Here is a 20,970-nt window from a genome sequence, read left to right on the forward strand (position 1 = left end):
GATTTACTAGTGTCAGAAGAACTTAAAAATAAAGCTTTATTCTCTCAAGTAGTCGAACTATTGCAAAATGCTCGGCAACAGGTTTTGCATACCGTAAATTCAACAATGGTTTTTACCTATTTTGAGATAGGAAGAATGATTGTAGAAGAAGAACAAAATGGAAAAGACAGAGCTGAATATGGTAAAAAACTTTTAAAAGGACTTTCAGAACAGTTGACTAATGAGTTTGGGAAGGGGTTTTCTGTGGATAATTTGCAGAATATGAGGAAATTGTATTTGGTGTATTCAATTTCCGAGACAGTGTCTAGTATTTCTAAAGGTGTGAATCAAAAATACGAGACAGTGTCTCGTATTTTTGAAAATGGAAGTTTAAGTGAATTGCCTAAATCTACTTTGAATTTTATATTGACATGGTCTCATTATATTTTCTTGATGAATATTGAGGAAGTAAAAGAAAGAAAATTTTATGAAATTGAAGCAATTAAGAACAGGTGGAGTTTAAGAGAGTTAAAACGCCAATATGATTCGGCACTTTATACACGATTGGCTTTAAGTCGAGATAAAGAAGGAATTTTGAAACTTTCTGAAAAAGGCCAGATTATTGAGAAACCAAAAGATATCATCAAAGATCCTTATATTTTAGAATTTCTAGGATTGCCAGAATTGCATCAGTATTCTGAATCGGAATTGGAGGAAGAAATTATTAATAAACTTGAACATTTTTTATTAGAATTAGGTCATGGTTTTACTTTTGTAGCGAGACAAAATCGAATTACTTTTGATGATAAACATTTCCGAATAGATTTGGTTTTTTATAATCGAGTTTTAAAATGTTTTGTTTTAATTGATTTAAAAATAGGAGAATTAAAACATCAGGATTTAGGGCAAATGCAGATGTATGTCAATTATTATGACAGAGAGATGCGTTTGGAAGATGAAAATAAAACCATAGGAATTGTACTTTGCCAAAATAAAAGTGATTTGGTTGTAGAATATACTTTACCTGAAAATAACGAGCAAATATTTGCCAGTAAATACAAAACAATTCTGCCAAGCAGAGAAGATTTAATACAATTAATTTCGGAATCAAAATAAATGAAAGACGAAGAAGACGATAACATAATTCCGGCAAACGAAGACAATAATTCGGAGGATTATTCTAATGATGAAAATCAGGAGGATAATGATTCGGAAGATAGTATTCATGTAGAAGCCAAACATTTTGAAGGGCAGCATTTTTACGAAAATCAGGAAGAAGAAGGTGAGGGCGTGATTACGAAAGTAACCGGAATGTATAAAGACTGGTTTTTGGATTATGCTTCCTATGTAATTCTGGAGCGCGCCGTTCCTGCTATTGAGGATGGTTTCAAACCGGTGCAGAGAAGAATTATGCATTCTTTGAAGGAACTGGATGATGGCCGTTACAATAAAGTTGCCAATGTTGTTGGGCACACTATGCAGTATCATCCGCACGGAGATCAGAGTATTGGTGATGCGATGGTGCAGATTGGCCAGAAAGAATTATTGATAGACTGTCAGGGAAACTGGGGAAATATTCTAACGGGTGACGGGGCAGCCGCTTCCCGTTATATCGAAGCGCGTTTATCTAAATTCGCTTTGGAAGTTTTGTATTCTCCAAAAATTACCGATTGGGGCGTTTCCTATGACGGACGTCGAGCTGAACCCAACAATCTTCCGGTAAAGTTTCCATTGCTTTTGGCTCAAGGGGCGGAAGGTATTGCGGTTGGTCTTTCGACGAAAGTATTGCCTCATAACTTTAATGAGCTTATTGATGCGTCCATTAAAATACTGAAAGGAAAACCATTCACATTATATCCGGATTTCTTGACACAGGGTATTGCCGATGTGTCGAATTACAATGACGGAATGCGTGGCGGACGTGTTCGGGTTCGCGCCAAAATAGGCCAACTCGACAAAAATACATTGGTGATTACTCAAATTCCGTTTTCAACTAATACAACGACTTTGATTGACAGTATTTTGAAAGCCAACGATAAGGGCAAAATCAAAATTAAGAAAATTGAAGACAATACCGCGGCGGAAGTTGAAATTTTAATTCATCTTTTCCCAGGCGTTTCTCCAGATAAAACGATTGATGCTTTGTTTGCTTTTACGGCTTGTGAAACTTCGGTAGCGCCTTTGGGTTGTGTGATTGAAGATAACAAACCATTATTTATTGGGGTTTCTCATATGTTGAAAATTTCAACAGAAAGAACAGTTGATCTGCTTCGGCAAGAACTGGAAATTCAGTTGGAAGAATTAAAAAATAAATGGCATTTCTCGACTTTAGAAAAAATCTTCATACGTGAAGAAATGTATATTGATTTCAAATTGTATGGAGACAGAGAATCGCTGTATGTCTATTTATATGAGCGATTTGAGCCTTTCAAGAAATCATTTGTCAGAGAGATTCATGATGATGATCTGCAACGATTGACTCAGATTCCGATGATTCGTATCACTCGTTTTGATTCCGATAAAGCTGATGATTTTATAGCTAAGTTAGAAGACGAAATGAAGGAAGTAGAATATAATTTGGAGCATCTTACCGATTTTGCCATTGCTTATTTTACCAAATTAAAAGAGAAATACGGAAAAGGAAGAGAACGTCAGACTGAGTTGCGTATTTTTGACGATATTGAAGCAACAAAAGTAGTTTTGAGAAACACCAAATTGTACGTAAACAGAGAGGAAGGTTTCGTTGGAACAAGTTTGAAAAAAGACGAATATGTTACCGATTGTTCCGATATTGATGATGTAATAGTGTTTTTGCGTGACGGTAAAATGATGATTACCAAAGTCGATGCGAAAACTTTTGTTGGAAAAGACATTATTCATATTGCCATTTTTGACAAAAGTGATAAACGCACTATTTACAATATGATTTATCGTGATGGAAAATCGGGGCCATCATATATTAAGCGATTTAATGTTTCCGGTGTTACCAGAGACAAATTATACGATTTAACTAATGAAACTAAAGGTTCACAAACCTTATATTTTTCTTGTAATCCAAATGGTGAGGCTGAGGTAATTACAATTTTATTGCGCCAAGTTGGAAGTATCAAAAAACTGAAATTTGATATTGATTTTGCTTCTTTGGCTATCAAAGGCCGTGCTTCCAAAGGTAATTTGGTAACCAAATATCCAATCAAGAAAATTGAATTGAAGGAGAAAGGTATTTCGACGCTGTTGCCAAGAAAAATTTGGTTTGATGACACTGTTCAGCGGTTGAATGTAGATGCGAGAGGAGAATTGCTGGGCGAATTTAGGCCGAGCGATAAAATCTTGGTGATTTCGCAAGCGGGAAAAATTAAAGCCGTTACTCCCGAATTAGCGACTCATTTTGATGAAGATATGATAGTGTTAGAGAAATGGATTCCAAAAAAACCAATTTCGGCGATTTATTATGACGGAGAAAAAGAACGTTATTTCTTAAAGCGTTTCTTGGTGGAAACAGAAAATAAAGAGGAATGTTTTATCACGGAACATGCCAACTCCAGATTGGAAATTGTTGCGACAGATTATCGTCCCGTAGCTGAATTAGTTTTTACCAAAGTTAAAGGGGTGCAGAAAGAGAATATGACTGTTGATATTGAGTCTTTTATTGCTGTAAAAGGATTTAAGGCGCTCGGTAACCAGCTGACGACAGAGAAACTGAAGCAGGTGAATTTGCTAGAGCCTTTGCCGTATGAAGCTCCTGAGGAAATTATTCCCGAAGAAATAGAAGTACAAGGACAAATGGATGATATTGTTGATATCCAGCTGGATGACGACGGACAGGTTACTTTGTTTTAGCATAAAAAAACAGTTTAGAAATTTTTCTAAGCTGTTTTTTTTTATCTTATGCTGAGTTAATTGTGATTGTAAATGATAACAGGGAAGCACTATGTTTCCTTTTAGCCCCGGTTGAAGTGAAAATCTTTTTGTGCCGGTGTTCGGTACAAAAAATTGTAATGGAAAACGGGACGATATTTCCAAAAATGCCTTATGTTTCTGCTTCAAAAAATTGAGTTGCGATTATTAGTATTTACTCAACGAAGCTTTTTTGATGCATTCTTCTATTTTTTCGACCATATTGTAACTTCCGCAAAAGAAAGCAGTCCGTTCATGCAATTCAGTTGGTTCTATTTCCATTACTCGGTTTACTCCGTCAGAAGCTTTTCCTCCTGCTTGCTCCACGATAAATGCCATTGGATTGCATTCGTATAAAAGCCTAAGTTTCCCTTTTATGGCTTTGGAGCTTGTCGGGTATAAATAGACGCCTCCTTTAATCATATTTCTGTGAATATCGGAAGCTAAACTGCCAATATACCGAGAGGAATAGGGGCGGTCATCTTCTTCCTGCTGGCAATATTTGATATAGTCTTTTACCCCCTGCGGAAAATGAATATAGTTTCCTTCGTTTACAGAATAAATACTACCGTCAACAGAGCATTTCATTTTTGGATGGGATAGGTAATAGGTGCCAATTGCAGGATTCAGCGTAAAGCCATTCACGCCTTGACCAGTGGTATAGACCAGCATGGTTGAGGTTCCGTAAATTACATAGCCAGCGGCAACCTGGGCTGTTCCGGGCTGTAAAAAATCCTCCAGTTTGACAGGAGTTCCCACGGGAGTTATTCTTCTATAAACCGAAAAAATGGTTCCTACTGATACATTTACATCTATATTGGATGAGCCGTCCAAAGGATCCATTAAAAGGACATATTTGTTATTATTACCATTGTCGCTTCCTTTTATGGTAAGGAAATCGTCATTCTCTTCGGAGGCGATACCGCATACAATTTCTCTGTTTATTAGGGTTTGGATGAAAACCTCATTGGCATAAACATCCAGTTTTTGCTGGTCTTCTCCCTGTATGTTTTTTTCGCCTACGCCTCCAATAATATCAACCAACCCGGCTTTATTTACTTTGTAGCTAACTACTTTTGATGCTAATTTTATAGAATTAAAAATTCGGGACAATTCGCCCGATGAATAGGGAAAATCTTTTTGATTTTCAATAATAAACTCTCCTAGTGTCTTATTTTTTTCCTGCATGTTGTCTTGGTTTGATGAGTCGTTTTATTATTTAAATAATGGATTAAAGCTATGAAATTTAGCGCATTGTGTCTTAAATACTGATGTATTTACCACAAGAATTCTCAAATTCTCAAATTTTACAATATTATAATTATAAAAACTTATTAATCAGTGTTTAAAATATATAATCTAATTTTTCTCATTTCAATTTCCTTCTTATAATATTGACTGAAAACTATATTAAGGTTTATTATTTGATATATTTTATGATATCCAAGTTTGTTTTTTTAATTTCTTCTGCTACTATTTTAGCCATTTCTGTAGCTCCTTTTACAGAAAAGTGAGTATCATCTGCTTTGTCTTCTTTATAATATGGAATTTCTCCGGCTTTGAAATGCAGATGCAGTTGTTTAGATTTTTCCGGTCCGTAGGACTGCTCAACTAATTCTGATAAATATTCCATATCTATAAATGGAACATTGTATTCCTGAGCTACTAATCGGGCTTCTAAAGTATACTCGCCATGTGTACTGATTAAGACTCCTTTTTCATTAAAATTTCTTCGGGTTACTGAAGAAAATAGGATTGGAGTAGCTCCTTTTTCTCTGGTTTCGGTTATAAATCGAATCAAATTATGACGGTATGCCGTATGAGGGTTGGTGTAACGCAAAGAGTCCTTTTCTTTCTCATCATTATGTCCAAATTGTATAAAAACATAATCACCTTTTTTTAACTGTTTGTACACTGCATCCCAAAGTTTTTCGTTAATGAAACTTCGAGTACTACGTCCATTTACAGCTCTATTGTCGAATTTTATATTGTCGGTAAGAAACATAGGGAACAGTTGTCCCCAGCCTCGTTCTGGGTTTTCTTCGGGTTTTACTTTATTGGCCATTGTAGAATCTCCAATGCCGTAGATAGTTGGTTTTTGTGCGAAACAATTAATTGTAATTAGTATAAAAAATAAGGAAAGCCATTTCATAGTCTTTAGTTTTTGAAGTTTATTTTACTGCTGTAGGTGTGGTTGCTTTTTGACCAATTACAACTTCATTTATGGTTACATTTTCTGAGTTTGTAGTTGTCATTCCGTTTTTGGCAGATTGTATATTGATATTATTCAGTTTGATGTTTGTCACTTTTTTATCTGGGAATCCTTCGATTACAATTCCGGTATTAGTCGCTTCGATACAGCTGATATTGGAAAACGAAATGTCAGAAACGTTGGAAGGGTTTAATCCACTGCCTTCTCCATGATAATTTGCGGTGATATAAAGACAGTCTTCTACTTTTCCAAATGCGAGATTATTGAAATAAATATCTTTGATGTAACCGCCACGATCCGAATTTGTTTTTATAAAAATGCCTCTTTTCAAATAACCGCGAAATTTGCTGTTTTCGACATATACATTTCGAACTCCTGCTGACATTTCACTTCCAATTACAATTGCATGCAGTCCTTTGAATTCACAATTTCTAATGACAATATTTTCAGAAGGAGTATTGGAATTGCTGCGTCCTTCATCATCTCTTCCAGCTTTGATAGCAACGTTATCATCGGCATTATCAAAAAGAACATTTTCAATCAGAATATCACTTGAATATTCAGGGTCAATTCCGTCATTATTATTGTTGTGTGCATTGTATTTTACGCCACGCACAGTTATGCTTTTGCTTTTTAGTAAATGAATGCACCAAAATGGAGAATCTTCAATTTTGACATTTTCGATAAGAATGTTTTTGGAATTGATAAACTGAATTAATTGAGGTCTCAGATAATGACCTTCGCCAAAAATACGATCCTTGATTGGAGTGTTTTTGTGATTCATATCTCTCGTCAATAGTTGGTCATTCTTTTCAAGAGGTTTCCATTTTATCCAAGTGTTTTTAGCTTCGCCATCGATAATTCCATTTCCAGTAATAGCAACGTTTTCTACGTTATTCCCATAAATTAACGGGCTATAATTGTAGAGCATTGTTCCTTCCCAGCTGGTTAGAACTAGTAGGTAATCTTTTGGATTAGAGCCAAACCTGATTTTTGCGCCATCTTCTAAATGTAATTTTACATTACTGACGAAATGAATTGGACCGTTTAGGGTATAAACACCTTTGGGAACAATAATTGTACCGCCATTATTCTTTTTGCAGAGTGCCATAGCCTTATCGAAAGCAGGTTTAGCATTACTTACGGAATCTCCTTTTGCGCCTAATTTTGTTACTTCAATTTTAAAGGATGGAATAGCAGGCAATTGAATGCGTTTTACAATTTCATTTACTTTATCAGATGGGAAATCATTTTTTTGAGCAAAACAGGATAATGATAAAAAGAATACAATGAGAAATTTATAATTCATGGCTTTTTATTTTAATTGTTTTTTAAATACCATTGTTTTGTTGATGGAGTAGAGCCCGAATCTAATATGTTTTCAATAGTATATTTTTTGGCTTCCGAATTTTTTAATTGATGAGACCAAGCAACTCTGGTTTTGGGTTGGAAACCTTCACCTGTGCAATTATATTCAGCATAAAATGAGGAAATTTCAGCCTCTGGTTTTGACCAATTGTGCCAGCCTTCCGGCAGAATGTGCTTGCCCATTTCGCAATTGATATAAACAGTTTTTGCATAAGGTCTCCAAGGGCGTCCCAGATATACTTTACTTGCATTTTTGTCAGCTGTAAGTTTACAGTTTTTAAAAATGTACCCATACATAGTGTCTTTTGGCGTTGATGCTGCAGTAATATACGAGTCACTTTTACTGTTAATAATACAGTTTTCGAAAAGTGCCGTTGCGTCTCCAAAAATAAAATCAGTTGTGCCTTCGATATAACAGCCCTTAAAATAGTTTTTGGTTCCTTCTCCCGAAGTGTAAAGTGTGTCCTGATTTCCTAAAAAAGTACAGTTAGTAAACATTACTCTATTCGCATTTACATTCAATGCAACCGCTTGGCCTACTGGTCCAGAAGTGTTTTTAATGGTTATGTTTTTGCAAAAGAAATCATTTCCTTCTACCAAAACGGTGTAGGTGTAAAAAGTGCTGTTTCGTCCAAGACCTATTTTATTGAAATAATCATCATACGTTATGATTGTTTTTTCCCGGCTTTCGCCAATGAATGAAATAGTGGTATTCCATGCATGAACTTTTACTTTTTCATAGTAAGTGCCGTCTTTTATAAAGATGGTAATTCTTTTGCTAGGATATGATCTTGCAGCATTTACAGCTTCTTGGATTGTTTTAAAATCGCCATTTCCTTTTTGGTCTACGACAATATTAAATTCGTCCTTTAAAGTTATTTCTGTTTTTTTTGCAGGAGCTACGAGTTCGGGTTCAATTTTTTTTTTCCAGTTTTCGTATTTTTTTAAGACTTCTTTCGGCTCATTCGTGTACCAAGCATAACCATTTCTTCGTTCATAACCAATCTCGGCTAATGTTGCTTTCTTTATTCCATCGCGATCGCAAAAGAAAGGTACATTGTTTTCCAGCTCCATAAAACGCGCCCACAAAGGTTCTGCATTTGCGTCTTGTATAACCACTCTGTCTGGTTTGCCGTTTTCTCCAATTCCAGTTTCAACTTTGATGCCAGTAAGTTTTGATTTTTCGAACCAAGCCACAGCACTGTTAACAGCTGTAATAACTTCGGGGGATGGATTTTTAAGAGACATTAAAAGCAAAACAATTTTGGACGATTCTTTGCCGCTTAAAGAAGGCAGTTCATAAGCTCTTGCTTTTGCCGGTAGAAAAGTGATTTCATCGTGCTGTGCGCACCAAGCTGTCAACACTCCATTTTGCTTGTATTGTGTTTTTAGGATGCAGTTAATTCCTTTGTCGAAAGCTTTTTTTGCTTTTTCAGCAGTGGCATCGGGAACTTTTATACTGTAATAATCCGTTTTTTCAGCAATCTCTTTCAAGACGTTCAGAATATTGGCCATCGAATCATCATTATAGGTAATGTGAGTGTAATATCCTTTTTTCAATGGAAAAAACTGTGGCCACCCACCATTTTCATATTGCGCTTCAAGCAAATAATTTAAGCCCGAAAGAAATGCGTTTTTATATCTTTCATCTGGTACTTGAGCATACATTTTGGATAAAAAAAGCATTTCTTGGTAGGTTGCTCCATTATCCGTTGTTATTTCGTTTGGATCAGATTTTAACGAAATTAATTTCTGTTTTTCTTCTCCCGTCAATGGTTTTTGCATTTGAATGTTTTTTGGCCAACCTCCAATATTGCGTTGGTACAACAATACATTTTCGGCTATTGCTTTGGCTTCATTGGTGGCAAACCAGCTACTTTCATTATCACGAATAATAGAAGCCCATTTTTGCTCTTTTTGCGCATGAACGCTGATACTGAATAATAACAGGAAGGTTATTGTGATGCTTGTTTTTATACTTTTCATTTTAAAAATATATTATTTTGTTATTCTGAACCAGTCGATAGCTACATTGCCAGCATCATTTATAAAGCCTTGTCTTAGTGCTGTAAAACCAATTTTGGCTCCAATCCATCGGCCTTCTCTAGCTGTAAACGATTCGCCGAAAGGGATAAAATTTTGTCCATTTTCGCTATAATAGAAAGTACAGATTCCTCCTGGTTTCACTTTGACTTGTAAATAAAGATTCTGATTACTGATAGGAATTGGGGTGCTTTCTATTTCGATTCCTTTCTTATCAATATTTTTGGCCGTTTTTTGAGAGAGGTATAATTTACCTGCCTCTTGTTTGAAACAGATATAGCTATAATCCAATCCCATAATGACTAATCCCATGCTTTCTCCATCAAATCGCGGGTTGAATTTAATTTTTGCGGTAGCAGTAAATTCATTCGATGGAAATTTTTGCAATAACAAATTGGGTACTTCATAAAGTGTTGATGCTTCTTTAGGAACAGGAATACAATTCAGGCTGTAATATCCCATGGTAGTAGGAAGTCCCCAAGTTATTTGAGGATTGGCATGCCATTGCCATTGCAGTCCCAGTTTAGGAAGATTGAATTCGTCACTTTCCGGTGGTGTTTCAATTGGAAAATATTTTTTTCCAACATTTGGTTTTTTATAACTCATTACAGGTTCTCCTGTACCATTTTTGTCTTCGTCTATTCCAATTACCGGCCAATCATTTTCCCACTTCATAGGCTGTAAATGAACCACTCTGCCATAAGCAAATTGATCTTGAAAATGAATAAACCAATCTTCTCCTGTTTGGGTTTGAACCCAAGCACCTTGATGAGGACCGTTTATACTGGATTTTCCTTGATCCATTACTTTCCTTTTTTCATAAGGCCCGAAAACGCTTTTGGATCTTAAAACTGTTTGCCAACCTGTTGCAACACCGCCTGCTGGTGCAAATATGTAGTAATAGCCATTGTGTTTATAGAATTTAGGACCTTCAATAGTTGTTTCCTCAGTATGTCCGTCAATAATCATTACGTCATCATTATTAGCCAATGTGCCTTCGGAATTCATAGTGCAGACAGCCAGTTGGCTTTTGATGCCAGCACGGCTTCCTGCAAATGCATAAGCGAGATATACTTTTCCATTCTCATCCCATAATGGAGTAGGGTCTATAAGCCCTTTGCCTTCTTTTACCATGACAGGTTCACTCCATGGGCCTTGTGGATTTTTGGCTTTTATTTGATAGATGCCATAATCAGGATCTGGATAATAGATATAAAATTCATTGTTATGGTACCGAATACAAGGAGCCCAAACACCATTTCCATGTTGGACCTTGTTAAATACTTCTAGAGGTTTTTGTTTTGAAAGAGCATATCCAATTAATTTCCAGTTTACCAAATCTTTTGAGTGGAGTATAGGCAGACCAGGAATACAATTAAAAGAGGAAGCAGTCATATAATAATCATCTCCAACGCGTATTGCATCTGGGTCAGAATAATCTGCGTACAGAATTGGATTTTTATATGTGCCATCACCATTATCAGATACCCAAACTTGCGAATATTGTTTTTCATTCTTTTCTTGTCCTATTGCAGTTTGAATGGCAATACAACATAAAAAAACAGCTGTGATTTTTGTAAACTTCATTTCAATTATGGAATATAATTTTTTATCTGTTCAATTCTAAAGCGGCTAAAATGAATGGGCCAGTAGCTTTAGGATCATTATCTTTTTTTCTTTCATTAATATAATATTCATAAGATCCATCTCTATATGGAGTACCTCCTAAACCAGCCACTTGGCAAGCTTGAGTTAAAGTAATTCCACCATCGGCATCTGTTTTTATTAATTGCTTGGTTAAACCGTCAAATGCTTTATTTGCAAGTTTTTTATATTTTGCTGGCAGATATCCTTTGTTTGCTCCTTTTGCAAAAGCATAAGCAAACATTGAAGATCCTGAAGCTTCTAAATAGTTTCCTTTTTCTCCAGCTTTGTCTGTAACTTGATACCATAAGCCAGATTTTCCATCTTGATATTTTGCTAAACTAGCAGCAACATTATTTAAATACCCCACTAATTCTTTTTGTTTAGGATGATCTTTAGGAAAATAATCTAAGGCATCAACAAGTGCCATTACATACCATCCTAAAGCTCTTGACCAGTAATTTGGTGAATTTCCTGTCTCTTTGTTAGCCCAAGGCATTTGCTTGCTTTCATCCCATGCATGATATAACAATCCGGTTTTTGGATCAGTTGCGTGCAATTGAATTTGTTCAAATTGTTTGGCGACATCATCTAGATTTTTTCCGTTTTCAAAAGCAGCAGTATATTGCGCATAGAAAGGTTCTCCCATGTACAAACCGTCTAGCCACATTTGGTTAGGATATATTTTTTTATGCCAAAAACCACCGCTTTGAGTTCTTGGATGTTCCTCAAGCTGTTTGCGTAACAACTGCATTGCTTTTAAATATTTGTCTTCTTTAGTAGTAGCATATACATTAAAAAGTAATCGTCCTGCAACAATCATGTCAATGTTGTATTTCTCTAATTCATACGTTTTAATTGTGCCGTCATTTTGAACAAAATTATCGACATAGCTTTTTATATAGGCTGTATATCTAGGGTCAGAATTTTTTTTATATAATTCCTGGAATGAATACAAAACTAATCCATGTACGTAATCCCATTTTGGAGCTTTTGAATCGTCAATCATATAGCTTTCAGGGTGACGTTTCATTAGTGTCAAAGCCATTTTGTCTGACCATTTTAAGTCTTTTGAAATTGTAATTTGACTCTGTGGGGCAGTGTTTTTTGCAGGTTCTTGAGCTGTCGTCTTACAGTTAAGAAACGCAAATGAAATAAAAAGAGTTACTGCTTTAAAAGCGTTTGTTTTTCCGTTTACCATGAGTATTTATTTAATGTTTACTAATTTTTATTTATCTAATTCGATTGTTGTTAAAAGAAAAGCATCTAATCCATGAGAATTGTCTGTTTTTATTTTTCATTTATGTAATAGTCAAAAGAACCGTCTCTATATGGATTTTCACCTAATCCACTACTTGTACAAACTTGTGTAATGTAGAACGGGATGCTTCTAGATAGTTTTTTTGTTTCCAAATCAGGAACTTGATAATTAGCTTGAGCTTGCAAAACATTGTAAGTTAAAAAAAATATTGTTAGTAATTTTCTCAATTTACTATTGCAAGGCTTTTTTAAAATTTAAAAATAGGAGTTTGATGACATCTCAAACTCCTATTTTTATTAACTTATTAATCTATATTTAAAGAGGCTTGCTATACTGCAAACCTCTTTTTAAATATTTTATTTTATCCAACGAGGATCCCCAACTTTTTTATCTAGCAAAGCTTGATTTTTAATTGTAAAATCTCCAGTTGTAGCACTTAAGAATTGTGGATCTAAAGTGCCATATGTTGTTGATTTATCAACAGTAATCGCAGCAGCGCCAACTGTATATAATAAACTTGCATTGAAGTAATTATTATTTGAAAACGTAGGCGGTGTCGTAGGGGTAGCTGTACCATTCTGATTCGAATATAATGCAGTTGGTGTATCTGTAATCAATGTGTTTTTTACAGTAGAAGTATTTGAAGCAAAACGAAGATATAAAATTCTTTTTGCGGCTACTGTAGTACATATTTTGTATAAAGTACAGCTATTAATTAATACATCGGATGTTAAACCTGTATTATTTAAACCAGCAGATTGATCTAAACGAATAAATTCGCGTGAATCTGAACAAGTATCAAATGTACTGTTTTGAAGAACAATGCTCTTGATATAAGCAGTTCTGACATCAATGAATTCAGCACCAGCATTTGTATTTACATTTTTAATAATGCTGTTGTAAACTGTTAACGAATTTATTTTAGCAGCACCGGCAGTGTTTGCAAATAAGGAACGAGTATAGTCGTGTACATAACAACCTCTGATTAAAATATCATTAAAAGTTCCAGCTGAGGAAATTGTTATTACACTAGCATTTGTAATACCTACTCCGGTTAAATCTAAATCGATTAAATTAAGATTACCTACTCCGTTATTAAGTAAGATATTTATTTTTAATTTTGGCTTATTCCAACTTGTAAGAGCTCTCAAAGTTAATGTTTGACTTAAAGTCACAAGCCCACTTTGCGAAGTATAGTCACCAGGTTGTAAAAGTAGAACTTTACCTGAAGAAGCTGCAGTAGCAATTGCACTCATTAAATCATCTGTAGGTGATATTACAATAGCATTTGTAGGATCAACTTCCGTTGTGAAGCTTGTTTGGCCTCTGTTTTTGGAGCCATTTTGTAAAATAGCATTGTAAGTTGTTTCACCTGCTAACCCTGTTATTGTTGCAATACCAGCTGTTTTTTCAGCGGCTGTAATTGTATGTGTGATATTACCTGGAGTAAGAACAATTTGGGTAACATTACTATTGGCAACCCATCTAAGAGTCGCTTGCTTTCCAGTTATATCGCCAGGAATTATCGGTAAGAAAAGTTGTTCTGACAATGTTGTTGCTGTAGTAATAGACCATTTCGAATCATCTAAACCAGGGGTTACTGCTTTTACTCTGATTGAATAAACAGTTTCACCTTCTAATTTAATCTGTATTGGCAATTGCGAAGCTGTAACCGTTACAGTTTTGAAAATAGTACTAAATGTTGGATCATCTGCACTAAATTCTACAACATAATTATTTTCTCCTTCTTTTACAGTCCAATTTAATTCAACTGTTGTCTGGTTTCTTAGTTTTGCTGTAAGGCCGGTAGGAGAAAACTCTCTGGTATTTCCTATTCCATCTAATAGCGACTCATTGTAATTCTCACAGCTTGTCATAGCTAAAGTTAATAACAATGTGGCTATTAATCCTTTTAATATATTTTTTATTTTCATAAACATAATAACTTATAATTTATAATTAATTTTTTTGCAAGATTTTTAATAGCCATAATCATTTTTCAATAAACCATTACTTGAATCTAGAAACACTTGCCATATAGGCCAAAATTGTCTGTTATCTGGATTGACACCAGTTTTGTAAAGTGAAGCTATTTTAGCATCATCAAGAGCAACCCATGTCCAGGCAGTATATTCTATACCAGGGCTTGTTGTTTCCCCACGGTTTAATCCATAAATAATAAGAGTAGTAAGTGGGTTACCTTTTGCGTCTGGAGTTGGATCATATTTGAAAAATAAAGTACTTGGTACATCAGCATAATCTCCAGTACGTGTTTGTAATGCTTTCATTTTAGTTTTTGCAAGATCTAAATTTTTCGCAAGTAAATTCCAGCGAATAAGTGCTTGTTTACGTTCCATTTCACCTGTAAATTCATACTCGTTTTCTTTTACAAGGGCATTAAACATATCATCTTTAGAGTTTATAGCAGCTAGATATGCATCAACATTTAAAGGACGATCAGCTGCTGCGAACGCTCTATTACGTATTTCTTTTAAATATGGCTTAGCCGCAGCAACACCCTCTAATTCATTCGCAGCTTCAGCCGCAAGTAAAAGAACTTCAGCATAACGCATATAAACTTTATTTACTCCATCATCATTATCTGAAACAACTTTACGAGTCATCCATTCATAACGGTATTTTCCAAAATACCAAGTATTTAATGAACCTAACTCCTGTTTTGCTACACCGTTAACTGCTGTACCATATTTATAGGGAACACAAGTAACGTCTCTACGGGTATCTTTTGGATTATAATCATAAAATACAAAAGGCAATGGCCCTGCACTTCCACCTCTTGGTTGAGCAGTAAATTGGTCAGAACTAGTATGTTTTACCGCAAAAGAATATAGCATTCTTCCTCTACCATCAGCAAAAGGAAGTTCCCAAAGCGATTCACCACCAGCTGTAATAACTTCTTTATTGTAATTTCTCCAAAATGTTTCAAATGATGGTTCTAAGCGAGCTTTTCCACTTGCGATAACTTCACGACATTCCGCTAATGCTAAACCATACATATTGGCAGTAGAAAGTGCCGGGTCATTACTTCTACGGATTCCATCAGGATATTGCTGAAAACCACCAGCTGCCATTGCTATACGGGCACGAAGAGCTTTTACAAATGCCTTATTAATTCTTTCTACACTATTGGTCGCAGTAGTTTCATTAGGCCATGGTACCAATGTAGCAGCTTCTGCTAAATCAGTAAGCAGTTGTTTATAAATTATGTCACGACTTACTTTTGCCTGATATATAGTAGCATTCGTAACCGGCTCAAAACGATATGGTACGTCACCCCAGGCTTTTACTAAATCTGCATAATAAATGGCACGTAATGTAATTGCCTCTCCTAATAAATATCCTAGATCAGTACCTGGCTTTGGATTGCCATATAAGCGAAGTCCACGAATACAAATGTTGGCACGTTCAATCCCCGAATACATCTGTTGCCAAGCATTGTTGGTGGTATTCATTATTGTATTTGCAGGAAGGACACCATAATTCTGTAGTTCAGCTGTGTCACCAGCAGATGTAGAAGCATTGTTCCATTCAAGATCGGAGTTTAAACCATAATAAGGAAGAAATCGACCTCTGTATGAATTCGTTTCAGCAAATGGTATTTTAATTCCATCTATAGCTCCTGAGGCTAGCGTTACGGAAGAAAAAATCACAGATTCGTCTAGCGATGATTGTGCTGGAGCATCTAGGTAATCTTCTTGACAAGATGTAAAAAGACTAGCTAAAATTATTCCTGCTATAATTATTGTATGTTTCATCTTTTGATAGTTTTTTAATTAAAAATTAAGGTTTAAACCAAAAACAAATTGTCTGCTGCGTGGATATGCTGAATAATCAACTCCAGGTGTATAAGGAGTAGATCTTCTTGTAGAAGCTTCTGGATCAGGACCTGTGTAATTAGTCCAAACAAAAACGTTAGAAGCTGTGCAGTAAAATCTTAATTTACTGATTCCCATTTTAGAATTAAAGAAAGCTGGAGCAGTATAACCCAATGTTAACGTGTTTAGCCTTAAGAAAGAAGCATCTTCAACTGCCCAATCACTAAAAACATAACTTTTCATATATGGAGACCACATAGTAGTGTTAGCATTTAATGCTGTTAATGCTGCAGGATCAGTAACTAATGTACCAGTTGCAGGATCTAAATTTGTCCATCTTTGACCATCAGCCATTTGAGAAGACATGTTTCTATATTGGCTATTAGGGTTAGAAGTAGTAGATTCAACTTTATTAGCGTTATAAATATCATTGCCATAACTCCAGTTGAATGCAGCCGAAAGATCAAATCCATATGCATTTCCATTAATTATAAAACCTCCGGTATTTTTTGGATTAGAATTTCCTATAATTGTCTGGTCAGCTGCTGTTATTTTATTATCTCCATCACGATCTACTAATTTCATATAGCCTGGTTGTACAGCACCTACGATATCTGTAGCATCTGCAACACCACTTTTTAATGTATATTTTGTTCCATCATAATTAAAGTCAGATACTTCATAACGACCGGCACTTTGATATCCAAACATTAAACCTAATGGAGATCCAACATTTACTGCATAATCGTTACCAATTTGTGTAGAGGCCCATCCAGTTGGATAACCAAAATTATTCATAACTCCAAGTGAGTTGATGTTGTTTTTGTTAATACCAATGTTAAAAGAAAAATTCAAACCATAGTTTTCTTTTTGTATTGCAGCAACGTTCAAAGTTGCTTCATAACCAGAATTTTGAGTTTCTCCCATATTACGGAATTGGTTGTCGTAACCTACTCCAGAGACAGGGAATAATAATAGCAAATCTTTAGTTTTATTTATGTATGTTTCTACAGATCCGTTGATACGACCTTTGAAAAAATCAAAATCTATACCTAAGTTTTGTGTTACTGTAGTTTCCCATTTTAAGTCTGGATTAGCTAAAGTTTTGGAAGGTGTCCATTGGCTTAGGCTATTATTTATCCAGGTATTATTTCCTGATTGAAAACTTTGTATAGTCTGTCCGGTTGGAATATTATTATTTCCAGCCTCTCCATAACTTGCTCGGATTTTAAGTGAGTTTATCCAGCTTACTTCTTTAAGGAAACTTTCTTCAGAAATTTTCCAGGCTACTGCTCCGGCTGGGAAATACCCCCATTGGTTACCTGTTGTAAATTTACTAGAACCATCTGCACGAAAAGTTGCAGTTAATAAATATTTATTTTTATAGTCGTAATTGGCACGTCCAAAGAAAGAAAGTAATTTATCATCAGGACTGTAAAAATTGTCTATAGATTGTGCTATACCTTGTGTAGTAAGTTTTTTTGCACGATCAAAATCAAAATCATTTGGGAATTTATGGATTGTAGATGTCACTGTGTTTGAAGTAGTGTTTATCATCTCTTGTCCTGCAAGAACATTAAAATGATGATCAGCGCCTAATAATTTTTTGAAATCATAATTTAATGTATTTGCATTTCTAAAAGTAGCTATTTTTTGATCAGCAATAACAAGTGCTGGGCTGCCTTGATTTAGAGCAGAAGGGACATTTTTTACATAAAAGGTTGATCGGCCATAAAAACGGTAATCTTGGCTACCACGGTTGTCTAACCCAAACTCTGATTTAAAAACAAGATTGTCAATTAACTTCCAGGAAAAACTGCCAAGCATATTGAAGTTTTTTCTTAATTGCTGGCGATCTGTATCAGCTATAAGTACAAGTGGATTAACAAGATAGCCTGTAAGTGCCTCGTCTGTATTGTCTGTAGTTAAACCTGGTAACGGAAGTGGAGAATATCCAACAGCATGACGCAAAACAGAATCGTTAGTTGATGTTGCATTTTGATTATTAGCGCCGCCACCATTAATTTCTGTATCAGAATAACGCATAGTAAACGAAAGGTCTATTTTGTCTGATGCCTTACTGTTTAAAGATAAGGAAATGTTATTTCTGTTAAAATCAGAACCAAGCATAATTGCTTTTTCATCATAATGAGCGTAGTTAAAATTATAATTGATTATATCAGATCCTCCTCGGATACCTAAATCGCGGCTTTGTACTTCACCTGTACGACCGAAAACTTGTTTTTGCCAATCATCACCTTTTATTCCATTGTATAAATCATGGTCTTGCCATGCACCGAAATATTTTTCATAAGTACTAACGTCTTTTTTTAGTAAAGCATATTCATATTGCCATTTTACATAATCTTCTGCTGAGAGTACATCAATGGTATTTGTCATTTCTTTCATACCATAAAACATGTTGAAATTTACAGCGATTTTACCATTTTTACCTTTTTTGGTAGTATAAATAATAACTCCATTCGCCCCTCTTGATCCATAAATAGCTGTCGATGATGCATCTTTTAAGACAGTTTGTGTTTCAATATCAGAAGGAGAAATATCGTTGATGCTGTTTACAGGAAATCCATCAACAATTATTAATGGTGATGCATCTTGAGATAAAGATCCACCTCCACGGATTCTGATTTTAATTTCAGAATCTGGTGATCCTTCTGAGGATGTTACTGAAACCCCTGCTATACGGCCCGTTAAAGCTTCCCCGATGTTAGCCACTGGATTTTTTCTAAGTTCGGCACCAGAAAGTGTAGAAACAGCACCTGTTAAATCAGATTTTTTAACTGTTCCGTATCCAACAACCACAACTTCGTTTAGTGTGTTTGAATCGTCGGCTAAAGAAACATCTAGTTTAGTTTTTCCTCCTGTTGGAACTTCTTTAGTTTTAAATCCTACAAACGAAAAACTTAAAACAGCTCCTGATTTTGTGAGTTTTATGGAGTATTTTCCATCAAAATCCGTACTAGTGCTGTTTTTTGTGCCTTTTTCTATAATATTTACACCAGGTAAGGTTAAGCCTGCAGCATCTTTAACAGTACCTTGGAGTATTACATTCTGAGCAATTGTTTTATTGCTCATGAGAAACGCCAGAAAAAGAGTGAAAACAAAATAGTTTTTTACTCCTTTTTTAATTAAACGGTTATTGGTCATAAATTTTTTTTTTAATGATTAATTGATTGGTTTTGTGGTTTTAAGTTTTTTTGCTTTTTAGTTTTTCATTAATTTTCCATTGATATAAGTGTTTATAAAATTGAGGTTATTTACGTTTTCAATTGAGTAAGGCTGGTTTACATTTTCGACAGTTACATTTTCAAGAGTGATATTTTTTATTGGTGATTCTTTATAACCTTTTGCTAGAATGCTATACTTTCCGCCGTTTTTTACATTTACATTTTCCAAATAGATGTTTTCGATTCTGGGGATAAATGTTCCGTTTTGATTACCATGTACATTGTAAAACATATCTGCTTTTAATATTGCTTCTTTAACCTGGCCTATTTGTATGTTTCTCACATAAAAGTTCTCGATTAACCCTCCTCTTTTAGAATTGGTTTTCAAACGAATGGCAATATCTAAATTTGGACTGTCCATCTTGCAGTTTTCTACAAATACATTGCTTACGCCACCAGAAATTTCGCTTCCGATTGTAACCCCGCCATGACCGTCGAACATGTTGCAGTTTTGTACAATTATATTTTCACTTTTCATAGCAACTCTTCTTCCGTCAGCATCACGTCCTGATTTTATTGCAATACAATCGTCTCCCGTATTGAATGTGCAGTTTTTGATAATTACATTTTTAGAATACTCAGGGTCGCAGCCGTCATTGTTTGGCCCATGGCTATTGATATTTACGCCATCTACGATTAAGTTCTCTGATTTGATGGGATGTATAACCCAAAAAGGCGCATTAATAATATTGATATTCTGTATAAGGATATTTTTGCATTCAAAAAATTCTATAAAATTGGGTCTTAAATAATGACCTTCTCCAAATATTCTTTCTGAAACGGGAATATTGTTTTCAGCCATTTCCACCAAGCGCAATCGATTGAGAGGATCTGCCTGAGAAGGAGTTCCTTTTTTCCATCCATATTGTTCGCTATTACACCATGGCCACCAGTTTTCGCTCCCTGCCTGGCCGTTTAAAGTTCCTTCTCCTGTTATTGCGACATTCTTTTTTTGATAGGCATAAACTAAAGGGGAGTAGTTCATAAATTCGGTTCCTTCAAAAGAAGTATGGACCAATGGGCAATAGTCTTTTGGATTTGTACTGAAAAGAATTTCGGCATCTTTATCTAAATGAAAATTTACATTGTTTTCTAAATGAATTGCCCGAGAGAGGTATTTTCCTTTTGGAACCAACACTATGCCACCTCCATTTTTACTGCATTCTTGAATAGCTTTTATTATTGCTTCAGTGTTATCAAATGAAGTATTCGATTGTGCACCATACTGAAGTATATTATAAGTCTTATTTGGAAAGCTTGGGTATTTAACCGATTTAACAATGGACTGCATTTTTTTCCATTGTTCTTTCGATTGATTACTGGTCTGAGAAAAAACGGAAAATCCTACTAATAAGGTAAAAGCAAGATAAATAGCAGTCATTTTACCTGTGATGTTTTTCAAAATGGTGTGCGTATTGAATAATTTCATTGGGCTTTATTTTGAATGTGTAATTACAATTATGTAATCGATTACACAAACCT

Annotated in this window: 12 protein-coding genes; 2 read left to right on the plus strand and 10 right to left on the minus strand. The window is 35.0% G+C overall.

Going from position 1 to position 20,970, the window contains the following annotated elements; translation table 11 throughout:
• The first annotated feature begins 9 nt into the window (after positions 1-9).
• Together AC1DVP_RS00710 and AC1DVP_RS00715 are read left to right on the plus strand one after the other, a co-directional pair.
• The gene (locus tag AC1DVP_RS00710; RefSeq protein ID WP_477181635.1) at positions 10-1,095 is read left to right on the plus strand and encodes a PDDEXK nuclease domain-containing protein; all 1,086 of its coding nucleotides are present in this window, start codon (positions 10-12) and stop codon (positions 1,093-1,095) included.
• Positions 1,096-3,819, plus strand: coding sequence for a DNA gyrase/topoisomerase IV subunit A (locus AC1DVP_RS00715; RefSeq protein ID WP_477181636.1), 2,724 nt, complete (start codon positions 1,096-1,098; stop codon positions 3,817-3,819). It abuts the gene before it with no gap.
• Between the two features lie 225 nt (positions 3,820-4,044).
• On the opposite strand, the gene fbp is transcribed toward AC1DVP_RS00715, so the two are convergent.
• From fbp to AC1DVP_RS00765, 10 genes are all read right to left on the minus strand, one after another.
• A complete protein-coding gene (fbp, locus tag AC1DVP_RS00720; RefSeq protein ID WP_477181637.1) occupies positions 4,045-5,064 on the minus strand; it encodes a class 1 fructose-bisphosphatase in 1,020 nt (339 codons plus the stop codon).
• Positions 5,065-5,296: 232 nt separating this feature from the next.
• Positions 5,297-6,028, minus strand: a complete 732-nt coding sequence (locus AC1DVP_RS00725) for a rhamnogalacturonan acetylesterase (RefSeq protein ID WP_477181638.1) — start codon at positions 6,026-6,028, stop codon at positions 5,297-5,299.
• 19 nt (positions 6,029-6,047) lie between these two features.
• A complete protein-coding gene (locus AC1DVP_RS00730) occupies positions 6,048-7,397 on the minus strand; it encodes a glycoside hydrolase family 28 protein (protein WP_477181639.1) in 1,350 nt (449 codons plus the stop codon).
• A gap of 11 nt (positions 7,398-7,408) precedes the next feature.
• On the minus strand, positions 7,409-9,442 hold the full coding sequence (gene pelA / locus AC1DVP_RS00735) for a pectate lyase (RefSeq protein WP_477181640.1): 2,034 nt from the start codon (positions 9,440-9,442) through the stop codon (positions 7,409-7,411).
• A gap of 12 nt (positions 9,443-9,454) precedes the next feature.
• Entirely contained in the window at positions 9,455-11,086 is a 1,632-nt protein-coding gene (locus AC1DVP_RS00740; RefSeq protein ID WP_477181641.1) for a glycoside hydrolase family 43 protein, read from the minus strand.
• Positions 11,087-11,108: 22 nt separating this feature from the next.
• The gene (locus AC1DVP_RS00745; protein WP_477181642.1) at positions 11,109-12,344 is read right to left on the minus strand and encodes a glycoside hydrolase family 88/105 protein; all 1,236 of its coding nucleotides are present in this window, start codon (positions 12,342-12,344) and stop codon (positions 11,109-11,111) included.
• 416 nt (positions 12,345-12,760) lie between these two features.
• Entirely contained in the window at positions 12,761-14,338 is a 1,578-nt protein-coding gene (locus AC1DVP_RS00750) for a DUF5123 domain-containing protein (protein WP_477181643.1), read from the minus strand.
• A gap of 45 nt (positions 14,339-14,383) precedes the next feature.
• Entirely contained in the window at positions 14,384-16,180 is a 1,797-nt protein-coding gene (locus AC1DVP_RS00755; RefSeq protein WP_477181644.1) for a RagB/SusD family nutrient uptake outer membrane protein, read from the minus strand.
• An 18-nt stretch (positions 16,181-16,198) separates the two neighbouring features.
• The gene (locus tag AC1DVP_RS00760; RefSeq protein WP_477181645.1) at positions 16,199-19,408 is read right to left on the minus strand and encodes a SusC/RagA family TonB-linked outer membrane protein; all 3,210 of its coding nucleotides are present in this window, start codon (positions 19,406-19,408) and stop codon (positions 16,199-16,201) included.
• A 57-nt stretch (positions 19,409-19,465) separates the two neighbouring features.
• Complete coding sequence (locus AC1DVP_RS00765) at positions 19,466-20,917, minus strand: glycoside hydrolase family 28 protein (RefSeq protein ID WP_477181646.1); 1,452 nt, start codon at positions 20,915-20,917, stop codon at positions 19,466-19,468.
• Positions 20,918-20,970: the final 53 nt, after the last annotated feature.

The organism is Flavobacterium sp. P3_A6 (genome assembly GCF_056403035.1).